Source organism: Pseudomonas sp. AL03 (assembly GCF_029960815.1).
Lineage (GTDB): Bacteria > Pseudomonadota > Gammaproteobacteria > Pseudomonadales > Pseudomonadaceae > Aquipseudomonas.
The window spans coordinates 1-21,466 of record NZ_JASBRE010000048.1; the positions used below are offsets into that span (position 1 = coordinate 1).

14 protein-coding genes and 3 pseudogenes are annotated in these 21,466 nt (G+C 54.6%); 13 read left to right on the plus strand and 4 right to left on the minus strand.

What is annotated here, in order from left to right:
- Positions 1-124: 124 nt before the first annotated feature.
- Together QK293_RS26530 and QK293_RS26535 are read right to left on the minus strand one after the other, a co-directional pair.
- Positions 125-1,618, minus strand: a complete 1,494-nt coding sequence (locus QK293_RS26530) for a CoA-acylating methylmalonate-semialdehyde dehydrogenase (protein WP_282383087.1) — start codon at positions 1,616-1,618, stop codon at positions 125-127.
- Positions 1,619-1,684: 66 nt separating this feature from the next.
- Positions 1,685-3,034: an aspartate aminotransferase family protein gene (locus QK293_RS26535; protein WP_282383089.1), complete on the minus strand. Its 1,350-nt coding sequence runs from the start codon at positions 3,032-3,034 to the stop codon at positions 1,685-1,687.
- Between the two features lie 124 nt (positions 3,035-3,158).
- On the opposite strand from QK293_RS26535, the gene QK293_RS26540 reads away from it, so the two are divergent.
- The 6 genes and pseudogenes from QK293_RS26540 to QK293_RS26565 all read left to right on the plus strand — a co-directional run bounded on the left by QK293_RS26540 (position 3,159) and on the right by QK293_RS26565 (position 9,190).
- Positions 3,159-4,079 carry a LysR family transcriptional regulator gene (locus tag QK293_RS26540; protein ID WP_282383091.1) on the plus strand — a complete coding sequence of 307 codons (921 nt, stop codon included), beginning with the start codon at positions 3,159-3,161 and terminating at the stop codon, positions 4,077-4,079.
- A gap of 96 nt (positions 4,080-4,175) precedes the next feature.
- Complete coding sequence (locus QK293_RS26545) at positions 4,176-4,826, plus strand: TetR/AcrR family transcriptional regulator (protein ID WP_282383093.1); 651 nt, start codon at positions 4,176-4,178, stop codon at positions 4,824-4,826.
- A gap of 7 nt (positions 4,827-4,833) precedes the next feature.
- On the plus strand, positions 4,834-5,415 hold the full coding sequence (locus QK293_RS26550; RefSeq protein WP_282383095.1) for a YigZ family protein: 582 nt from the start codon (positions 4,834-4,836) through the stop codon (positions 5,413-5,415).
- Positions 5,416-5,945: 530 nt separating this feature from the next.
- Positions 5,946-7,354, plus strand: a pseudogene (locus QK293_RS26555) (ABC transporter ATP-binding protein).
- An 11-nt stretch (positions 7,355-7,365) separates the two neighbouring features.
- Positions 7,366-8,480: pseudogene (locus QK293_RS26560) on the plus strand (ABC transporter permease).
- Entirely contained in the window at positions 8,480-9,190 is a 711-nt protein-coding gene (locus QK293_RS26565; RefSeq protein WP_282383097.1) for an ABC transporter permease, read from the plus strand. The pseudogene QK293_RS26560 and the gene QK293_RS26565 overlap by 1 nt, the downstream one beginning before the upstream one ends.
- A gap of 55 nt (positions 9,191-9,245) precedes the next feature.
- On the opposite strand, the gene QK293_RS26570 is transcribed toward QK293_RS26565, so the two are convergent.
- Positions 9,246-9,686, minus strand: coding sequence for a hypothetical protein (locus tag QK293_RS26570; protein ID WP_282383099.1), 441 nt, complete (start codon positions 9,684-9,686; stop codon positions 9,246-9,248).
- An 82-nt stretch (positions 9,687-9,768) separates the two neighbouring features.
- Between QK293_RS26570 and QK293_RS26575 the strand changes: the two genes are divergently transcribed.
- The 3 genes from QK293_RS26575 to QK293_RS26585 all read left to right on the plus strand — a co-directional run bounded on the left by QK293_RS26575 (position 9,769) and on the right by QK293_RS26585 (position 12,357).
- Positions 9,769-10,119, plus strand: coding sequence for a MerR family transcriptional regulator (locus QK293_RS26575; RefSeq protein ID WP_123514993.1), 351 nt, complete (start codon positions 9,769-9,771; stop codon positions 10,117-10,119).
- Positions 10,120-10,144: 25 nt separating this feature from the next.
- Positions 10,145-10,831 (plus strand): SDR family oxidoreductase, encoded by a 687-nt coding sequence (locus QK293_RS26580; RefSeq protein WP_282383101.1) that lies wholly within the window; start codon positions 10,145-10,147, stop codon positions 10,829-10,831.
- 167 nt (positions 10,832-10,998) lie between these two features.
- Entirely contained in the window at positions 10,999-12,357 is a 1,359-nt protein-coding gene (locus QK293_RS26585) for an 8-oxoguanine deaminase (protein ID WP_282383104.1), read from the plus strand.
- A gap of 42 nt (positions 12,358-12,399) precedes the next feature.
- On the opposite strand, the pseudogene QK293_RS26590 reads toward QK293_RS26585, so the two are convergent.
- Positions 12,400-13,167 (minus strand): annotated as a pseudogene (locus tag QK293_RS26590) (calcium:proton antiporter); the annotation flags it as partial.
- A gap of 1,016 nt (positions 13,168-14,183) precedes the next feature.
- On the opposite strand from QK293_RS26590, the gene QK293_RS26595 reads away from it, so the two are divergent.
- Genes QK293_RS26595 through QK293_RS26610 form a run of 4 tightly spaced genes read left to right on the plus strand, consistent with a single transcriptional unit; the run spans position 14,184 to position 20,460 of the window.
- Complete coding sequence (locus tag QK293_RS26595; RefSeq protein WP_282383106.1) at positions 14,184-16,292, plus strand: hypothetical protein; 2,109 nt, start codon at positions 14,184-14,186, stop codon at positions 16,290-16,292.
- On the plus strand, positions 16,289-18,466 hold the full coding sequence (locus QK293_RS26600; RefSeq protein ID WP_282383108.1) for a hypothetical protein: 2,178 nt from the start codon (positions 16,289-16,291) through the stop codon (positions 18,464-18,466). The genes QK293_RS26595 and QK293_RS26600 overlap by 4 nt, the downstream gene beginning before the upstream one ends.
- On the plus strand, positions 18,447-18,995 hold the full coding sequence (locus tag QK293_RS26605) for a hypothetical protein (protein WP_282383111.1): 549 nt from the start codon (positions 18,447-18,449) through the stop codon (positions 18,993-18,995). The genes QK293_RS26600 and QK293_RS26605 overlap by 20 nt, the downstream gene beginning before the upstream one ends.
- Positions 18,988-20,460 (plus strand): site-specific integrase, encoded by a 1,473-nt coding sequence (locus QK293_RS26610; RefSeq protein ID WP_282383114.1) that lies wholly within the window; start codon positions 18,988-18,990, stop codon positions 20,458-20,460. Before QK293_RS26605 ends, QK293_RS26610 begins: the two co-directional genes overlap by 8 nt.
- The last annotated feature ends 1,006 nt before the right edge of the window (positions 20,461-21,466 follow it).

Consider the following 21,466-nt stretch of genomic DNA (forward strand, 5'->3'; position numbering starts at 1 on the left):
ACTGCGCCGGAAGTGGGGCGAATTATAGACGTCCAGAATCTGCCGTCAACACCTATTTTCACAATTCTGCCATATAGGTCAAAAAAGCCCCTGACACGCAAAGGCCGGCCTTCTTCCCTTCTACTTACAAGCTAGGGAATGCGAACTGCGAAGCTTCATGGCTCGCCCGTTGTGGCCAGCGCTGGGTAATGGCCTTGCGACGGGTGTAGAAACGCACGCCATCCGGACCATACGCATGAAGGTCGCCGAACAGCGAGCGCTTCCAGCCACCAAAGCTGTGATAAGCAACCGGGACCGGCAGCGGTACGTTTACGCCGACCATGCCGACTTCGATCTCGTCGCAGAACAACCGCGCCGCTTCCCCATCACGGGTAAAGATGCAGGTGCCGTTGCCATATTCGTGATCGTTGATCAGCTGCATTGCTTCTTCCAGGCTGTTGACCCGAACGACGCACAACACCGGACCGAAGATCTCTTCTTTATAGATGCGCATCTCTGGTGTGACGTTGTCGAACAGGCAGCCGCCCAGGAAGAAGCCATCCTCATGACCGGCCACGCTCAGACCACGACCATCGACCACTAAAGAAGCACCCGCCGAAACGCCGTCTTCTATATAGCCACTGACTTTGTCGCGAGCCTGGCCGGAAACCAGCGGCCCCATGTCCAGCCCACAGGTCGTACCGGCACCGATTTTCAGCGCTTTGATTTGCGGTACCAGTTTGGCCACCAGCGCATCAGCCACCTGGTCACCGACGCAAACGGCCACCGAAATCGCCATGCAACGCTCACCGCAAGAACCGTAGGCCGCGCCCATCAGCGCGCTGACCGCGTTATCCAGATCCGCATCCGGCATCAGTACCGCATGGTTCTTCGCGCCACCCAGTGCCTGAACGCGCTTGCCGCGCTTGGTGCCTTCGGCGTAGATGTATTCGGCAATCGGCGTCGAACCAACAAAGCTCAACGCTTTGACTTCCGGCGCTTCGATCAGCGCATCCACTGCAGCCTTATCGCCGTGCACTACGCTAAGCACGCCTTTTGGTAGACCGGCATCCAACAACAATTGAGCAATCAACAGTGTCGAACTTGGGTCACGCTCGGACGGCTTGAGGATGAAGCAGTTGCCGCAGACGATCGCCAGTGGATACATCCACAGCGGCACCATGGCCGGGAAGTTGAACGGAGTGATACCGGCCACCACGCCCAACGGCTGGAAGTCCGACCAGGCATCAATGTTCGGGCCCACGTTACGACTGTATTCGCCCTTGAGGATTTCCGGCGCTGCGCAAGCGAACTCGACGTTCTCGATGCCGCGCTTCAACTCACCCGCCGCATCTTCCAGCGTCTTGCCGTGTTCTTCGCTGATCAATTGAGCGATACGCGCTTCATTCTGTTCCAGCAGTTGCTTGAAGCGGAACATCACCTGAGCACGCTTGGCCGGTGGAGTGTTACGCCAGGCCGGGAACGCAGCCTTGGCCGAGTCGATGGCTTTTTGAATAGTTTCGCGGCTGGCCAATGGCAGCTTGTGGATCGCCTGGCCGGTAGACGGGTTGAACACGTCAGCGGTGCGACCGTCTTCGGTCACCCGTTCTCCATTGATCAAATGCGGGATAAGGCTCATGCGGGGCTCCTGAAAAGTTGTCCACAGGCGCCCTTCAAAGGGGCGCCTCTATATAGAAGGGAAAAATCAGTCGATCTTGTTTAGCACTTCGCCAACCGCGTCGAACAGACGATCAAGGTCTTGCGGCTTGCTGTTGAAGGTTGGGCCGAACTGCAGGGTGTCGCCGCCGAAGCGCACGTAGAACCCGGCTTTCCACAGCGCCATACCGGCGTCGAACGGACGCACGATGGCGTCGCCGTCACGAGGCGCGATCTGGATTGCACCGGCCAAACCGTAGTTGCGGATGTCGATGATATTTTTCGAACCCTTCAGACCGTGCAGCGCATTTTCGAAATGCGGTGCGACTTCGGCCACGCTCTGTACCAGGTTTTCCTTTTGCAGCAGGTCGAGTGCTGCCAGGCCAGCGGCACACGCCACCGGGTGCGCGGAATAGGTGTAGCCGTGCGGGAATTCCACCGCGTACTCCGGCGTCGCCTGGTTCATGAAGGTCTGGTAGATCTCGGAGCTGGCAATCACTGCGCCCATCGGAATCGCGCCGTTAGTGACTTGCTTGGCGATGCACATCAGGTCCGGGGTCACGCCGAAGCTGTCGGCGCCGAACATCGAACCGGTACGGCCGAAACCGGTGATCACTTCGTCGAACACCAGCAGTATGTTGTGCTGATCGCAGATCTCGCGCAGACGCTTGAGGTAACCCTGTGGCGGAACCAGGACGCCAGCGGAACCGGCCATTGGCTCGACAAACACTGCCGCGATGTTCGAAGCGTCATGCAGCTCAATCAATTTGAGCAGTTCATCCGCCAGGGCGATACCACCCTCTTTCGGCATGCCACGGGAATAGGCATTGCTCGCCAGCAAGGTGTGCGGCAGGTGATCGACGTCCATCATCGCCTGACCGAACATTTTGCGGTTGCCGTTCACGCCACCGAGGCTGGTGCCGGCGATGTTCACGCCGTGATAACCACGGGCACGGCCAATCATTTTAGTCTTCGTGGCCTGACCTTTCAGACGCCAGTAAGCACGAACCATCTTCACCGCTGTGTCAGCGCACTCGGAACCCGAGTCAGTGAAGAACACGTGATTCAGATTGCCCGGGGTCAGGTCGGTGATTTTCTCAGCCAGTTGAAACGACAGCGGATGGCCGTACTGGAAGCCTGGCGAATAATCGAGAGTGCCCAACTGCTTGGCGACCGCTTCCTGAATTTCCTTGCGGGTATGCCCGGCACCGCAGGTCCACAGACCGGACAACGAGTCATACACTTTGCGGCCCTTGTCATCTATCAGCCAACTGCCTTCAGCCGCCACGATCAGTCGCGGATCGCGCTGGAAATTACGGTTGGCGGTGTAGGGCATCCAGTGAGCATCGAGCTTGAGCTGGCTGGCCAGGGAATTCGGGGCGTTTTCAGGCACGGTCATGGGCAAAACCTCGCAGGGCAATAAGCGGCGTGGAGATGAAAAGCGTTCTTGCAGCTAAATTGCCACGGGGATAAAGTCGGTGAAATCCAACTCTTCTAACGTTCAGTCAGGCCACCACTAAACTATGAGCAGCCGTCGCCCCGATCCACTGGCGCAAGTCAGTGACTTTGATATCCGCCTGTTAAGGATATTTCGCAGCGTCGTGGAATGCGGTGGTTTCTCTGCGGCGGAATCGGTGCTGGGGATCGGCCGCTCGGCCATCAGCCAGCAGATGAGCGATCTGGAGCAGCGACTCGGTCTGCGTTTATGCCAACGCGGTCGCGCCGGTTTTTCCCTGACAGAAGAAGGGCGCGAGGTTTACCAATCAGCGCTGCAGCTCTTGAGTGCACTGGAAAGTTTCCGCACCGAGGTCAACAGTCTGCACCAACATTTGCGCGGCGAATTGACCATCGGCCTGACCGACAATCTGGTCACCCTCCCCCACATGCGCATCACCCACGCCTTGGCGCAATTGAAGGAGCGCGGTCCGGACGTGCAGATTCAGATCCGCATGATCGCGCCCAACGAAGTCGAACAAGGCGTGCTCGACGGTCGATTGCATGTCGGCGTGGTGCCACAGGCCAGTGCGTTGTCGGGGCTGGAATATCAGCCGCTCTATAGCGAACGCTCGCTACTGTATTGCGCGGTCGGCCACCCACTGTTTTATGTCGACGACAAGCAACTGGATGACGAACGCCTCAATAGCCAGGACGCCATCGCGCCGACCTTCCGTTTGCCAGCGGAAATCCAGGCCCATTACCAAGCGCTAAATTGCACCGCCAGTGCCTCGGACCGTGAAGGCATGGCGTTCCTGATCCTGACCGGGCGCTACATCGGTTACCTGCCGGACCACTACGCCAGTCTCTGGGTGCAGCAAGGCCGATTGCGTGCGCTGAAACCAAAAGTGCGGTTCTATGACCTGAGCCTCGCATCGGTCACTCGCAAGGGCCGTCGCCCGCATTTGGTGCTGGAAAGCTTTTTGGAGAGCCTGGCGGCGACGCGCTAGAAAACCTGGGCTTTTATTGCCTCAGGACTTGTCTGATGCCTGTGGGTGCGCTATCAACGCACAGGATGCACCCACCCCACTTGTTCGGAAGTGCCTATGACCTTTGAAGTTCCCGCTCACGGCGGCAAAGCTGCCAGCCGCATTCGTCAGAAGAACGAAGAGACCATCATCAAAGCCGCCGAAGACGAGTTCGCCCGTCACGGGTTCAAAGGCACCAGCATGAACACCATCGCCCTGAATGCCGGGTTGCCCAAGGCGAATCTGCATTACTACTTCACCAACAAACTCGGTTTGTACGTGGCGGTGTTGAGCAACATCCTCCAATTGTGGGACAGCACCTTCAACACCCTGACCGCTGAAGATGATCCCGGCGAAGCGCTGACGCGTTATATCCGCGCCAAGATGGAGTTCTCCCGTCGTCAGCCGCAAGCCTCGCGGATCTTCGCCATGGAAGTCATCAGCGGTGGAGAGTGCCTGACCGAGTATTTCAATCAGGATTATCGCGCCTGGTTCCAGGGCCGGGCCGCCGTGTTCCAGGCGTGGATCGATGCCGGCAAAATGGACCCCGTAGACCCGGTGAACCTGATTTTCCTTTTGTGGGGCAGCACTCAGCACTACGCCGATTTCGCCACACAGATATGCCGTGTCAGCGGGCGCACCAAGCTGACCAAGCAAGACATGGAAGACGCCGGCAACAACCTGATCCGCATCATTCTCAAGGGCTGCGGCCTGACGCCAACGATCTAAGACACTTATGCCTTTTACCCTCAGCGGTTTTTGCGAATACCGCGAAGAGATTCGCAAAAGCCGCTTCATCACCTTCGCCGCGCCGATTGCCAGCCCCGCTGAAGCCCAGGCGTTCATCGAACAGCACAGCGATTTGAATGCCTCGCACAATTGCTGGGCCTGGAAGCTTGGCGACCACTACCGCAGCACTGACGATGGCGAGCCTGGCGGCACCGCTGGCCGGCCGATTCTGGCGGCAATCGAAGCGCAGGATTGCGATCAGGTCGCGGTGCTGGTGATTCGTTGGTATGGCGGCATTCAACTCGGCACCGGAGGCCTCGCTCGGGCGTATGGCGGCGGCGCCAACAAGTGCCTGCAAGCTGCGACGAAGGTTGAGTTGATCAGTCGGGTCCCGGTGTGTTGTGCCTGTGCATTTGGTGAGTTGCCGCTGGTGAAGCTTCGGGTGGCGGAACTGGGTGGATTGGTTGTGGAAGAAACGTTCACGGCCAACGGCGTAGAACTGCAATTGGCGATCGGCGAAAGCCAGATCGATACCCTGCAAACGCAGCTGGCGGATCTGAGTCGCGGGCGCATTTTGTTGCAGCACTAATCGCACCAATAACGTTCGCAGCGCTTTCGTCGAACCTCTGCAATTGCCCACATCTACTGTGTACCCGGCTGTGGATAACCTGAGCACATCCGGCTGTAACCCTTCTGTCATGCGGCTTTGCGGGCTTTGCTTACTTTTCGTTCAATTCGCCAATAAAAAAGCTAAATCCACCCAAAAACAATCAGTTAGCTTGGTTTATCACCTTTAGAAGAAAGCCACACAGTGCTTATGCCCGAGCTTTGGGCTTGCGCACAAATACTGTGGAGCAACCTGTGGATAACCCGTTCATGACTGTCGCGGCCCCATGTCCGGTATGGCTTGCCGTCAGCTGCTCGTTTTTTGACCAAACACCCTGAGCAAAACCGGAGCCTGATCAACGGCTTTGCCCTCAAGTGGTGCCTGGTTCGGGATCGACATAGGCGAGGCGACTTCTTCAAAGCCTTCACCTGTAACGCTTTTGAGCTTTCCTGACTCAATGACCAGGAAATTGCTTTATCCACAGGCATCACTTCAATCGACACGAGCCTGTCATGCCCGATCTGGCGCCGATCCCCGATCAAACACCTCGCTTGCAACTGCGCAGAATCAGCAAGCGCTACCCCGGTTGCCTGGCCAACGATGCCATCGACCTGAACATTGCACCGGGCGAAATACACGCCCTGCTCGGCGAAAACGGCGCGGTCAAAAGTACGCTGATGAAGATCATCTACGGCGTCACCCATGCAGATTCCGGCGAGATGATCTGGCAAGGCCAGCGCGTGACTATGCGCAACCCTGCTCAGGCTCGCGGGCTGGGAATCGGCATGGCGTTCCAGCATTTCTCGCTGTTCGAAACACTGAGCGTGGCGCAGAACATTGCACTGGCCATGGGCGCGGCGGCCGGCACACCGATACAGCTTGAGCCAAAGATTCGTGAAGTCTCCCAACGCTACGGCATGGCGCTGGAACCGGAGCGACTTGCCCACAGCCTGTCGATCGGCGAACGGCGAACGGCGAACGGCAAAGGGTGGAAATCATTCGTTGCCTGATGCAAGACATCCGACTGCTGATTCTCGATGAGCCGACCTCAGTGCTGACCCCGCAGGAAGCCGACCAATTGTTCGTCACCCTGCGCCGACTGGCCGCCGAGGGCTGCCAACTGGCGCGGTTGATGGTCGGTGAAGCGGCCGGGTTGATTGCCGATTATCCGAAGGTGATCGGCGGTGATGCCTTCTTGAGTGTGAGCGGATTGTCCTGGCACAACCCGGACCCATTCGGTTGCTCGCTGAAGGACATCGACCTCGAAGTACGCGGCGGCGAAATCGTCGGCATCGCCGGGGTGGCCGGCAATGGTCAGGATGAGTTGCTTGCTGCTCAGCGGTGAAGAACGCCTCCACGGCAATGACGACAAAAGGATCAGTTTCGGCGGACAACCCGTTGCACATTTACGACCGGATGCACGGCGCAAACTCGGTCTGGCATTTGTACCCGCCGAGCGTCTGGGCCACGGTGCAGTGCCGGAACTCAGCCTGGCGGACAACGCCCTGCTCACCGCCTTTCAACAAGGGCTGGTCAGCCACGGACTGATCCAGCGCAACAAGGTCGAAGCGCTGGCCGAAGAAATCATCCGTCGTTTCGGGGTGAAGACGCCCGACACCCAGACAGCCGCCCGCAGCCTGTCCGGCGGCAACTTGCAGAAATTCATCCTCGGCCGCGAAATCCTTCAGCAACCCAAACTGCTGGTGGCCGCGCACCCGACCTGGGCCGTGGACGTCGGCGCTGCCGCGACCATTCACCGGTCGCTGATTGCCTTGCGCGACGCCGGCGCGGCAATCCTGGTGATCTCCGAAGACCTCGACGAACTGTTCCAGATCAGCGACCGGCTCGGTGCCTTGTGCAGCGCGGCTGGATGGCCGGCCAGTTCGACGCCTCTCAATCACCTGCACCCACAACGGTTTAACGGAGTTTCACATGCTGCTTTCTCTGGAACCCCGTGGCCAGCAATCGCGCCTGATGTTGTGGTGCTCGCCGTTGTTGGCGGCTGTCCTGACGTTGGGCTGTGGTTCGCTGCTGTTTATCGCATTGGGTCATGACCCGTTGCTGACCTTGCACACGTTGCTCATCGCACCGATCAGCGACCTGTGTGGCGTCTCCGAACTGCTGGTCAAAGCGCTGCCGATTCTGCTCTGCGCGTTGGGGCTGGCGGTGGCTTATCAGGCGCGAATCTGGAACATCGGCGCCGAAGGTCAGTTGCTGCTCGGCGCGCTGGCCGGCAGTGCACTGGCCGTGAACATCATCGGCCTGCAAAGTCGCTGGGCGCTGGTGCTGATCCTGCTCATCGGCACCCTGGCCGGCGCCGCGTGGACCGGGCTGACGGCGTGGCTGCGCACGCGCTTCAATGCCAATGAAACCCTCATCAGCATCATGCTCAATTACATCGCCCTGAACCTGCTGCTGTTCTGCGTGCATGGGCCGTTGAAGGATCCCGCAGGATTCAATTTCCCCGAGTCGGCCATGTTCGGCGATGCCAGCCGTTTGCCGTTGTTGGTGGAGGACGGTCGGGTTCACGCGGGCGTGTGTTTCGCCTTGCTCGCGTTAGTGGCGGTGTGGGTGTTGCTGCAGAAAAGCTTTATCGGGTTCCAGATCAAAGTGCTCGGGCTGGACAAGCGCGCGGCGGGGTTCGTCGGGTTTCGCGAGAAGCGGCTGATCTGGCTGGCGCTGTTGATCAGGGGAGGGTTGGCGGGGCTGGCCGGTGTGTGTGTGTGTGTGAAGACACCGGGCCGATCGGCCAATTGGTGCCACAGATGTCGCCGGGTTACGGCTATGCCGCGATCACCGTGGCGTTTCTCGGGCGGTTGAATCCCATTGGCATTCTGTTTTCCAGCCTGCTGATGGCGTTGCTGTACATCGGCGGCGAGAGCGCGCAGATGAGCCTGAATCTGCCGCAAGCCATCACGCAATTATTCCAGGGAATGATGCTGTTCTTCCTGCTGGCCAGTGACGTGCTGATTCTCTACCGACCGCGTTTGAACCTGCGCTGGACCCGCCGCGCGCAAGCCACCACCGTACATGCAGGAGCGCTGTGATGGATATCGATCTGCTGAGCAATATTTTCTACGCCATGGTCCGTTGCGGCACGCCGCTGCTGTTGGTGGCGTTGGGTGAGTTGATCTGTGAGAAGAGCGGCGTTCTGAACCTCGGCCAGGAAGGCATGATGCTGTTTGGTGCAGTGATTGGTTTTATCGTCGCGCTGAACAGCGGCGACCTGTGGCTCGGCGTGTTGCTGGCGATGCTTGCCGGGATGCTGTTGTCGTCTCTGTTTGCGCTGGTGGCGTTGGTGGTTTGGGTGATTGTGAAAAGCCGCGTCGGGCTGATCATTCAGGCAGTCGGGGAAAACCCGGATGCCGCCAGTGCCATGGGCTTGCCGGGCTTGGGCGTGCGCACGTTGGCGGTGCTGTTTGGCGGGGCGATGGCGGGATTGGCCGGGGCTTATTTGTCGCTGGCCTACACGCCGATGTGGGCGGAGAACCTGAGCGCCAGGCGTGGCTGGATTGCCTTGGCACTGGTGGTGTTTGCCAGTTGGCGGGTGTGGCGGCTGGGGGCGTATCTGTTCGGACTCGCCAGCATCCTGCATTTGGTGGCGCAGGGGTTGGGGCTGGCGATTCCGTCGAGTCTGTTGGCGATGCTGCCGTACGTCGCGACCATTGTGGGGTTGGTGCTGCTGTCCCGGGATGCGCTGCGAACGCGGTTGTATGCGCCGATGTCATTGGGGCAACCGTGGCAGGCCGGGCATTAGCGGTCGCCTGCACTGACCTCTTCGCGGGCAAGTCGGACCGCCGCACCGCTCGCTCCTACGGGTTTTGCGCCGCTCTTGTAGGAGCGAGGCTTGCCCGCGAAGGCGTCCGAACAGGCAACACCTGAACCACACCCCACATCAATTCAAAAAACAAGAAAATGACCAACAACGAACTGGCACCGTGGATCAGGGCATAGAGCTGCCAAGCAGCGAACAGAAACCTACCGACTGCGTCATACCGACCAAACACCTGCTGCGGATCCCGAATCCGCAGCACCGCCCACACGCAGACAATCGATCCCAACAGATTGGCCATCAGCATGTGCATCGGCTCAAACGGCGGCAGCCCACCAGGCAAACTGAAAGCCTGACTCACACTCACCAACACCCCATGCAACGCCGCAAAACTCCACGGCGTGGTAAACGCCGCCATCACGATCAAGTCATACCAGGCGCTACCGCGCACCAACCGGCGATATTGCGTTGAAGTCCACATCCGTCTTGCTCCAGAAAATCAGGGAGCAACAAGGCTAAAGCCTGGAGTATGCTCCAGGGTCAAGCCCTCTCGAGACGTCATGATGCGCATCGGTGAATTAGCCCAGGCCAGCGCCGTCAGCCGCGACACGCTGCGCTTCTACGAGCAGCGCGGGTTGATCGCGGCGCAACGCAGCGCCAACGGTTATCGCGACTATCCGGCGGACATGGTGCAACTGGTGCTGTACATCAAGACCGCCCAGCGGTTGGGATTTACGCTCGGCGAGATCGGCAACAGCGTCGCCGCGCTATGGCAGTCGCCCGATCCGGACAGCGCCGTCACGCAATTGCTGCAAGACAAACTCAAACTGATCGAAACCCGAATGGACGAACTCGGCGCGCTGCGTCACGAGTTGCAACAACGGCTCGGGCAACGTTGTCCATTAAATCCGTGACTCTCATTTATCAAGGAAGCCACTCATGTCCAAGGCAAAAACCGCACTCATCATCGGCGCCTCCCGGGGCTTGGGCCTCGGCCTGGTGAAAACTCTGTTGGGCGACGGCTGGCAAGTCACCGCCACCGTGCGCAACCCGCAGAACGCCGAAGCCTTGCAGGCCTTGGGCAAGGTGCGGATCGAAAAACTCGACATGGACGATCAGCAGGCCGTCATCGCCTTGAGCCAGCAGCTCAAGAGCGAAGTGTTTGACCTGCTGTTCGTGAATGCCGGGGTCAAGGGGCCTAACGTTCAAACACCGGGGGGCGCGACCCTGACCGAAGTCGGCCAGCTGTTCTTCACCAATGCCGTGGCACCGATTAACCTGGCCCAGCGCTTCGTCGGGCAGATCCGCCCGGACAGCGGTGTGCTGGCGTTCATGAGTTCGGTGCTGGGCAGCGTGACCATGCCGGATGCGCCGGAGCTGGCGCTGTACAAGGCCAGTAAAGCGGCGCTGAATTCCATGACCAACAGCTTCGTCACTCAACTGGGCGAGCAGAAACTCACCGTGTTGTCGTTGCATCCGGGTTGGGTGAAGACCGACATGGGCGGTGAAGGTGCGGACATTGATGTGGACACCAGCACGCGTGGGTTGGTCGATCAGGTGAATGCGTACACCGGCAAGGGCGGGCATTATTTTGTGAACTACAGAGGCGAAACCATTCCCTGGTAATCACCGTCGCTCCCACAGGGATTTGTGTTGTCCTGTCGGGCCGGGCTTGCCTGCGATGCTTTTTTGATTGAGACTTCGCACCTCGTCCCCGCGACGACCCTGGATCAGCAGACAGGGCAACACTGAGCTGGCAACCCTGAACCCAACTTTCAGAGGAGCCGGCCAACATGCCTGCGACCCGTACCTGGTTAAAAAATCCCCTCGCCATCTTCACTGCCAATGACCTCGATGCCCGTGGCGGCCTGGTGCTGCAAGACGGTTTGATCGTCGAAGTGCTCGGCGCTGGCCAGCAACCTTGCGCGCCCTGTGGACACGTATTCGATGCCCGCGAGCATGTGATCCTGCCGGGACTGATCAACACCCATCACCACTTCTATCAAACCCTGACCCGCGCCTGGGCGCCGGTGGTCAATCAGCCGTTGTTCCCGTGGCTGAAAACCCTCTACCCGGTCTGGGCACGCCTCACGCCTGAAAAACTCGCCCTCGCCAGCAAAGTCGCGTTGGCCGAGTTGCTGCTGTCCGGCTGCACCACCGCGGCCGATCATCACTACCTGTTTCCGCTAGGCCTGGAAAATGCGATCGATGTACAAGTCGAGAGCGTTCGCGAACTGGGCATGCGCGCCATGCTGACTCGCGGTTCCATGAGCCTTGGCGAAGCGGACGGCGGCCTGCCCCCGCAACAGACCGTGCAGCAAGGCGAAGTGATCCTCGACGACAGTCAGCGCTTGATCGCCGAGTACCACGAACGTGGCGACGGCGCGCAAATCCAGATCGCCCTGGCCCCCTGCTCACCGTTCTCGGTGACCCCGGAAATCATGTCCGCCAGCGCCGAACTGGCGAGCAAACTCGACGTGCGCCTCCACACCCATCTGGCCGAAACCCTCGACGAAGAAGACTTCTGCCTGCAACGTTTCGGGCTGCGCACCGTGGATTACCTGGACAGCGTCGGCTGGCTCGGCCCGCGCACCTGGCTGGCTCACGGCATCCATTTCAACCCGGATGAAATCGCCCGCCTCGGCGCCGCCGGTACCGGCATTTGCCATTGCCCGAGTTCGAACATGCGCCTGGCTTCAGGCATTTGCCCGACCTTGGACCTTACGGCTGCGGGTGCGCTGCTGGGCCTGGGCGTAGACGGTTCGGCGTCCAACGATGCGTCGAACATGATGCTGGAAACCCGTCAGGCGCTTTACCTTCAGCGACTGCGTTATGGCGCCGAGAGGATCACTCCGGAGTTGGTGCTGGGCTGGGCGACCAAGGGTTCGGCGAGCTTGCTCGGGCGTACCGACATCGGCGAATTGGCGGTGGGCAAGCAGGCGGATCTGGCGCTGTTCAAGCTGGATGAGCTGCGCTTCTCCGGCAGTCATGATCCGGTGTCGGCGTTGCTGCTGTGCGGCGCGGATCGGGCGGATCGGGTGATGGTCGGTGGCAAATGGCGGGTGATTGATGGGCAGGTTGAAGGGCTGGATCTGAAAGGCTTGATTGCGGATCACAGCCAGGCGGCTCGGCAGTTGATCGCCGGTACCTGATCCACCACCTGATCGTTCCCACGCTCTGGTGGGAACGATCCGTCACAACCCCAGCAGCGACAACATGATGAACGTCGCAAACAACACAAAGTGCGTCATGCCTTCGATGGCATTGGTTTCGCCATCGTTGAGGTTGATCGCGCTGACGATCAGGGTGAGGAAGATCATCACGGTCTGCACCGGGGTCATCGCCATCTGAAACGGCTGGCCGGTGTAGAGCGCCATCGCTTCCATCACCGGCACCGTCAGGATCACCGTCGACAGTGACGCGCCCATGGCGATGTTGACCACCGACTGCATGCGGTTGGCCAATGCCGCCCGCAACGCCGTCAGAATTTCCGGCGCCGCCGAGATTGCCGCCACCAGAATCGCGGTGATCACTGGCGGTGCGCCCGTACCTTCCAGGCCCAGATCAAGGGTCTTGGACATCACCTCGGCCAATGCGCCGATGACCACCACGCCAAACACCAATGTCCCAATACTCAGCCCCAGATTGATGGGCTCAGGTTCTTCCTCCGGGATTTTCTTGCGACGCTTTTCCGGGTAGCTGTAGCTGAAGAAATAACTGTGCGGCCCGACCTGCATGCGCAGGAACAGGGTGTAGAGCACGATCATCGCACCGATGGTGAACGCCGAATAAATCTTCCAGTTGGCCTCGGGAATAAACTCCGGCACCACCATGGAAACGCCCATGGCGGTGAGGATCATCACGCTGTAACTGCGCGCCGAGTCGTCGTTGTAGGACTGTTCGCCGTACTTGATCCCGCCCATCAATGCGGCCAGGCCGAGGATGCCGTTGATGTCGAGCATGGAGTTTTTCTAGACACATGAATTTCAAAAAATATGAAAGCTAAAGTACATCAATATTTTACAGAGTGATTTGACACTGGGAATTTGACAGCGACTCCTGCCTACGGCGAACGCCTCCAAGGGGGAAAAAGCGAACTCACTGAGTTGATCGGCAGTGCGCGACTCTCTTGGCCTGTGAGCGCGAAGGGAGCGCAAGGGCTTTTCATGACGTCAGGCGGGCTAGACCTGACCTCGGGACTGAACCTTAGCTCTCCCAAAATCCTATTTTCCGACTGATCATTCTCAGCGCTTGGGAGCAGATATCCTTTTCAGAATGGGTTGGGACAATCGCCGGACGACTGGTTACCACAGAAAAACAGATTGACATCAGAGTCCGGAACAATCCTATCTGGAGCTACATGAACGCCAAGTTGCTCGGAGCAAAATATCGTAAAGCTAGCTAGACAAACCAGCTTATATAATATTGGCATCGTACTAAGTAAATGCCGCATCACCGTACGAACGCGGTTAAATAGTATGTCAATATTTGGTAAAGTTTGGGTGCCCCTATGGTCGCCTTCACAATATCGTCATCGAGGATCGACCGGTCAGAATGTCGGAAGCAGCGCACCAAAATCATATTCATTTAGTCGATTATACTGCCAGCCTAGAGGGGTACAGCACCGCTGTAATGGAGAACGGACATGGAGGGAAGATAATCAAGGGTATGCTAAATATAACCTGCCACACATATAATCTGAAAAATACATAACTGCTCAATCAATCAATCAATCAATCAATCAATCAGTAGAAGAGCATGTCAATAGCTTGTGAATTTTCACTCACTGCTGTCGATGTATATTACCGCCCAATAGCAAACCCAAATACACCAACTTACGGCGTATAAAAATCATACCGTTACGCGCAACTACGGTATATTGTTATTATACTCACAGAGCAAATAGCAAATCTGAAAAAAGTGCTTGACTCAGTCATTAGAGCGAATCTCTAATGGCAGTTTTCGCGGAGCCTACCTGATGCTCAGTTATCAAATTGGAGATGGTAAAATCACCTTCAGGTGGGATGATGATGAGACCGTTAGCGGGTACCGAACCTGGAGCACGCACGCACCAACATGGATCGAAGTGTCAGAACTTAAGGCCATAGCCGAGGTAGTAAAATTGCTGTGTGTTACAGTGGCTGAAAGAAGCTATTCAGCACACTTTCTATATAGCAGATGCATTTTCGACCATGTAGCAAAGCTTCGGATCAAATTCCCACCTGCGGACGATGGCTGGAACAATTTTATCGTTACGCATTACGCGACTCATCTGACAGATATATCTAACAAGCCCAAAACCCGCTTCGCTCAGTGGTCAGGCATAGCGAATCTTTACAAAGCGCTTAGGCGCGCGGGTGTAATCCCAATTAATACATTCATTCCAGATGCATCAGCTAAAGGCGTGGGCCAGCCTGAAGCTATGGCGCAACCGCACGGCTATGGCACTGTGCAGACATCTATTCCCAAATCGACGAGATTCCTTCTTCCTAAAAAATTTCTCGTTGAGGAAGGTATGAGTCTTGAAGACGATGTTTATCTTCTCAACCTCAAGAACACTCTCGAGATGAGAGCAGGCGCAATAGTTGACTATTCGGTGGACTACTGGGATCGAATGCTGAGGTGCCATGCAAGAGGTGATGAGCTTTGCAAAGATATTTCGGTAGATCAAATCAAGACCATGCTTGAGAACAAATTTTTCTACAATGACGGGATACATCTTGCACACCCCGACGCGCCAACAGGTCTGAATTGGTTTTTAGCCGTTACTCGGTATTACGCCGAGCAAACTGACGAGCTTAAATCAGTAACTTTCAGCGAACTCAAAAAGCTTCCATTTTTTAAACCGGTCATTTACAACTGCACCAGCAAACCAAAACTTGTCGCAGGGCTATGGGCGGCTGCCGGCGACGACGGTGTCGCCAACTACAATGTCAACGAAACGTTCAACCGGTTGTTAGGATACCTTTCTCCGAGAGACTGTGCGGTAGCCAGTGCCATTATTGCTTCGGAAAACCCTAACTTTAATCCATCATCACTAACCAATATACGCCTGTATCGACAAGATGGAAAATTCTATCTTCGGGGGAATAGCGATACCAAGAGAATTACAATCAGCGTCAGTAAATCTCGGGCCCGGTCGCGCAAGCTTTCTGTGCTTCCACCGTTGAGCACCAAGATTGTCATGGACGTAATCCGATGCACAAGCATGCCAAGGCGACGTTTAGTGTCAGAGGGGAAAAGTGGCTGGAGGAAGTTGTTTTTAATCTCAAGCCGAAAACAAATTGGTTCCAACCCTGATTTTACAAAAACGCTGGCTACACATACGGGGCTCTCTTTTTATGACATTTACAAAGAAGAATTAGAGGCCGTCGGTGTTGCTCAGAGCATGATGAGCCTCTACACGATTCGATGTACTCAAGGCTTACTGGAGTTCTTGCGTAGCGGTAGCCTCCAAGCCGTGGCAGACTTGTTGGGAAACTCCCTGCATGTTGTCAGGAGAAATTATATTCCACCCTGGATGATCCATCGCTGGGCGGTCAGGTTCTTCAGAATATTACATCAAAAAATTATGCTAGTTGCCACTGAAGGCGAACCATGGCAGTTGGCTGCATCCGATTTTACAAGCCGAGAAGAACTTCAAACTTTTGTCCGGCGGGTTTTGTTAGGATTGAAAAGCGGTGATCCGTTGAGCCAGGCGCTACGAGAAAAACTTGGTCACTATACGCCCGACCCCAGCTCTCTCCTTGAAATGTTCCTAGAGCGCGAGCTGTTGTTTGATCGCACCCCTAACAGTTTAGCAGCGATCTATGCATACGCGGAAGCTGTTGATGAGCTTCAACCGGAAGATCGTTTGCTGTTTGATGAAGGCACAAACGTACCACTGTGGGTGTTCACTACGATCAGGGATTTAGTGGTGAAAACAATTAGCGTTGACTTTGATAGCGCATCCAATGCTGAGATGGCTATAGCAGATCGGGTATCAGGAGACTCCATGAGTGAGCTCCGACAATCGCACGCTCGCGCGACCATCCTTAAAAAAGACCTCCGCCCGCTAGTCTCAATTCTCAATGGGAGGGCAACATGACTGAAGATTCTTCAATCGATGACAGTCGAATCAAGGCGATGATCAATCACGCCGAATGGCAAAGCAGAATTTACAAACAGACCCATAACTACCAAGCTGACTGGCTCGTACGAGGTGGGATTGGCAGCTCGGAATGGATCGTGAGCTTTCCAGGATCAGCAGAGCTTCATTGCATGAGTTTTGAACGCTTGATGGCGGACGGAACCAAGCTAAATGACGAAGTTAACATAAGAATCCTACAGACAGTACAAAAATGGTTGTACCACTGTCGCATGGGCACTATTACTGGCAAACCTATGGCGCGAACTCGATGGATTAACTATTTTAACTTCGCAATGAATCTGACGGCGCGAGCCAATCTTTACCAAGGCATATATAAAACTAGAGAATATGGCTTTAAGCTATTCGATAAAGATGCTTGCAAGTCTATCGCTGAGGACTTGAGCCAAGGAGGTTGGCCTGCCGCCTTGTTATTGAAAGAGCGATTCATTTCCCACCTGATTGATGTCTTGCCCGTATCATTTTCATTAGAGGATCTACTGTTAGAGCAAGACTTCTTGCCCGTTGATTTAACAAGTGCGGCGATTGCCTACTTCACTAAAAAAGACCTTTATGTTGTGAGCGCGCAAACCAGCACTTATGAGACGGGAACGCTTTCGCGAGACTATATTGGGTCTATCCTCGGCAGACCCTCGAAGAGCCTTAATAACGCAAATTTTCGCCTTTTTATCAGACAGTTTGAACCAACCCTTATCCATGAACACTTGCTGCAGAAAAGTGTGCGCAAGAATGTTCACCACTCGCAAAACACTAAGACAATAGAGGAAGTTTCCAAAGGAGAACCATGTGTTAAATCTTTCAAAGACAACATGATCATACTGAAGACATTCTTTCAAGGCCATGACGCTCTACCAGAGGACATCCCACAAATTGATCTTAATGTCGATGAGCTTGTCCATGAGTATTCCCAGCGGTTAAAACCCGGCGGCCACACTAATCTTTTACCTCTGGAGATAGGATTCAAGTGCTTGAATCAAGCTAGCAAGTGGATAGTAGTCTACGGCCAAGCAATTGTTGATTCGTTGATTTTCTATACTGAGCACTTCGTTAAACTCGATGAAAATTACCCCTTACCACGTCAATCCAAAAAGAAGAATTTGTTCTTTCAAGATACTAAGCATCTATGGATCACAAAGGGGATGCCAAACCTACCACCCCAACCATTAACGCAAGCCCTCAACATAGGCAAACTTCAAACCAAAGTGAAGAAAAACTTCCCTGTCGATCAGTCGAACTACAAAATGGTAATGGAGTCTTTCTTTGGCGCATGCGCCGTCATAATCGGGATGGTGAAACCGATTCGCAACGCTGAACTGAGCACCCTCCAACGAAACTGCTTATCTACCGATACTGGTAACAATGGCGCTTTTATTAGGCACATGGTAGGTAAAACAGGCGCTTTGGGTATTAATAATACTATTGAACGCCCCATTCCTTACGTAGCGGCTCACGCCATTCAATTGCTTCAAGTGCTTGGCAATTCTCTGGCGGCCATATATGGAGACAATTCAAATTACGCCAAGAGCCTTTTTTACATTCCAGGAAGGGGGTTTAAATGCCCTAGCGGCAAAAAAACTGAATGGAAGGTTAACCGATGTATCGATAAGTTTTGCGACTTCGTCAAAATGCCCGTTGATAAACTAGGTCGCCGTTGGTATGTACGCGTTCATGAAATGAGAAAGTTCTTCTTACTCCTAGTACATAGGCATATAGGTGATTCAGGAAAAGAATTATTGAGGTATATGGCCGGGCACTCCAACAGGGATCACATTGACGATTACATCGCGTATGACCCTTCAGACTCTGAGGCTATACGATACGAGTCCGAATGTATCGATGACAAGCTGATCGCTCTCGAAAATGGCCTATTGGCCGAGGATCAAAACCAAGGACTTATAGCTCTTTATACCAAAGCGCTGAAGGACTTCAAGGTCACAAGCATTGCTACAATTAACAACCGCGAATTCCTCAAATATCTTGACAAGGCAATCCAACAACCTGAGTTTGACATGACCACCTATAGGGTCAGACTTGAGACATTTGAAGACGAGATTTACGCAATTGATTTTGCGATTAGTCTGGGAGATAAAAAAGATGCGAACTACAACAATTAAAAATTTGCACTCCAGACGTACATGGTTAACAAATGTTCTTTCTGGTGAAAGTTCACCTTCAAAGGTGGAATTTCGGGCTTTGTCTACCATGAAGAGCTTCTGCTTACTTGAGATCTCCGGTCTCTTCAAGCGCATTTCCTTAAACTCACTGAAACAAGCGGCAAAGTCCTCAATCCTAGATATCTCTGGGTCGAACATGTGGAGCGAGATGCTAGAGATGAGAGCGAAGGCATTCGCTCTATCGACTCCTACAGTAATCGAAGCGCCCACTCCCAGCCTTCCCCCATTCAAAGAGCAAGCACGTATAGCGCTGCTTGAGGCTCACATCGCCTCGATGGCCTACTTTGACGTCCTTACGTTCCTGGAACGAATCGACCCTCAAAGCTCGCACAGCGCCGAAGAAATTCGTGCGACTATCGCGCTGAAAGTAAAAACATCCAAAGCCAAGTACCATTCTTTTCTGACAAGCGACCAGATGATCTCATCTAAAAATATAAAGGTTATTGATGGCGGTAAAAAGAATGGCTAAGCAACTCTACTCAGAGTACGAGTCGGTAAGCGTTCCAGGCCATCCTATGCCGATCCAAAAAACGGGCGGTTTTGTAGGGAAACCGCGGATTGTCATGAACTACGTATTGATTCGTTGGCCAAATGGTAGGCCATGCAACCTTGTAAATTTTTGGATTGCAGAATTTTGTGCTTCAACAGGTGCTAGAGACTCTGCGCAGGTAATGGCCGCACTTATTACACACTTTATACGCTACTGCTTCGTTAAGTCTGTCCATTTTAAGGACTTCAGCGAAGCCCACTTCGATGAGTTTACAGAACAGCTAGTGCAAGAAACTGTATCAACACTTACGGGCACAAGGCCCAAAAGGAATAACAACCGCACTCGACTGATCCAACACACCACACTAAATTTCCTATACTGGATAACCACCAAGCACCCATCAATAGCGGAGAGACCATTGGTTGGAACTGAGCATAGCGGAGCTAACATCATCGTATCTTTTGAGATAAATTCCAAGACTAAGCGCTCTTATATGGATCACCCATCGCTGGTAGCCCCTGTTCCATACAATGATGACAAGGTAGCGATAGATGAGCACACCATACAAAAAATTCAAAATGAGATTTTTCGCAAGCGTGACTGGGACGAGCTCCCTGCCCGATCCAGATTGAAGTCGATCAGTGACTTTGAACTCTATGATGCTAACTGTGTGTACCTGTATGAAAGACGGATGTTCACAATAAGAATGATGAAGCTTACTGGATTGCGCCCGGAAGAGCTATTCGATCTAGACCTTCAGTTAAACCAAAACGTTTCAGACAATCTAGAAATTGTGATCCACACAAAAAAAAGGGGAACCCCAGCGCCTGTCCGCCGCTTCAAGGTCAATGTCGCATCTGCAAGACAGTTCAAAGTTTACGTAGACGCTAGGCAAGCGCACATAGACTTCCTACATAATAGAGGTTTTTTTTGCACCCAACCTACTAACATTTTCATGGGTGAGCACGGGGGCTCCCTGAAGAAGGAATCGATAACTAAGGAATTTGATCGGCTGTGCAAAAGTGCCGGGTTGACTAATATCCGTGTTTGCCTATCCATGTTCAGACACCGTTTTGTAACCCGTCAGATCAACATCAGGCTGGAAGCGAAATTCAACAAAAATCCACGCCTCAGAGAGGGATGGACTCCAACACTGCGTGACGACATATGTGGAGAGGTGGCTCGTCTTACCGGTCATTCTGATCCAGCATCCCTCTTCCACTATTTTCATGCAGAATTCAAAGCTCTCACTTCAAGCTCAAGTTACAGCTCGCTGCTTGAGGCTCAAGATGAATTGGACTCCGTCAAGGACACGCTCACGGCATTGGAACATAAGGCCAAGCTTCAGAAAACTGATCTGTCGGCTGAAATCCAAAACCTCAAGGCCATGGCGGAAAAGCTGGAAATGAGCTTAAGCAGCTCGGAGTTTGCTGCGAATCAGTAAACAGTCGTATAGAGCGACCGGAGGAAGTGTGGGAAGTTTGATAGCTTTGACACGGGACAATCTGCATGAGCTCGAAGCTATCGAAGGCCTAGCCTCATTGCTCGGTGCCGACCGATTCGGTGCTATGGCTTTGCATTTAGCTTACGAATATCCGTTCAAAATCGACGAAGCCTATCAATCTATACCCAGGCAGCTGCACACCTCGGTCATTGGAATGAGTGACGTCCCCTTTGAGGCGCTACGCGTCGCGTGCGAGGTCGTTATTAGTCGAGTTCCTGAACTGCTGCGGATACCCTCATATCGTCATCGACATGAGAGTCGCACGACCGTCCCCCATGGGCTATGGGTAGCTCTACTTGAGCGGGCCGATGAGGACAATTTCCTGGTCGATCCTGTTAAACCCCGTGCTGATGACGGGCGCTCGCCTCGAGATCTTGTTACCCCATTCCAAGGCTTGGTAGCTGAAAACCAGGCAATGCTTGATCGGGATTTTTTACTCGCCCGAGAGCGAGAAGGTTTATCAGCCATCGAGGCCGTAGAAACCCTAATTGCACACAGGCGGGGCACTCTCGAAAGCTGACAGGATGCAGAGTTGGATAAGTAGCCTCAAGCACCGATGGCCCTGCATTCGTAAGATGCAATGCTCGGTAGGCACCATACGACCTCGGTGTTTTAGCTAGGGCTATCCACCTTTGACCTGTGCGCTCTATGCCTCTCAAGGTGGGCCATCTCGGATTCCCACCTGCGCAGAAACTTCTCCCAGTCGCCAGCATAAGGTGCTTCGGGGAGTCGCGTTACATTGTCGAAGGCGCTCTTGATTCAGCCTTCTAGATTCACCCGGTGACACGGGTGGTTCCCACCAAGGGGGAACAACTTCATTAAGCGACTTCGTGTCGCACCTCGACTGGGTTGTTGTCGATGGGCACGGCCCCATCTTCCAGGTAGCGCGTCGTAAGCGTCCGGCCAAGTCACCTATCAAACCCCTGCAATAAGGGCGATGTTCTCC

Coding starts and splice junctions, on each gene's coding strand:
- QK293_RS26600 (WP_282383108.1), top strand. CDS start 16,289: ATGACTGAAGATTCTTCAATCGATGACAGTCGAATCAAGGCGATGATC.
- QK293_RS26570 (WP_282383099.1), bottom strand. CDS start 9,686: ATGTGGACTTCAACGCAATATCGCCGGTTGGTGCGCGGTAGCGCCTGG.
- QK293_RS26540 (WP_282383091.1), top strand. CDS start 3,159: ATGAGCAGCCGTCGCCCCGATCCACTGGCGCAAGTCAGTGACTTTGAT.
- QK293_RS26575 (WP_123514993.1), top strand. CDS start 9,769: ATGCGCATCGGTGAATTAGCCCAGGCCAGCGCCGTCAGCCGCGACACG.
- QK293_RS26535 (WP_282383089.1), bottom strand. CDS start 3,034: ATGACCGTGCCTGAAAACGCCCCGAATTCCCTGGCCAGCCAGCTCAAG.
- QK293_RS26530 (WP_282383087.1), bottom strand. CDS start 1,618: ATGAGCCTTATCCCGCATTTGATCAATGGAGAACGGGTGACCGAAGAC.
- QK293_RS26580 (WP_282383101.1), top strand. CDS start 10,145: ATGTCCAAGGCAAAAACCGCACTCATCATCGGCGCCTCCCGGGGCTTG.
- QK293_RS26595 (WP_282383106.1), top strand. CDS start 14,184: ATGCTCAGTTATCAAATTGGAGATGGTAAAATCACCTTCAGGTGGGAT.
- QK293_RS26610 (WP_282383114.1), top strand. CDS start 18,988: ATGGCTAAGCAACTCTACTCAGAGTACGAGTCGGTAAGCGTTCCAGGC.
- QK293_RS26605 (WP_282383111.1), top strand. CDS start 18,447: ATGCGAACTACAACAATTAAAAATTTGCACTCCAGACGTACATGGTTA.
- QK293_RS26585 (WP_282383104.1), top strand. CDS start 10,999: ATGCCTGCGACCCGTACCTGGTTAAAAAATCCCCTCGCCATCTTCACT.
- QK293_RS26550 (WP_282383095.1), top strand. CDS start 4,834: ATGCCTTTTACCCTCAGCGGTTTTTGCGAATACCGCGAAGAGATTCGC.
- QK293_RS26565 (WP_282383097.1), top strand. CDS start 8,480: ATGGATATCGATCTGCTGAGCAATATTTTCTACGCCATGGTCCGTTGC.
- QK293_RS26545 (WP_282383093.1), top strand. CDS start 4,176: ATGACCTTTGAAGTTCCCGCTCACGGCGGCAAAGCTGCCAGCCGCATT.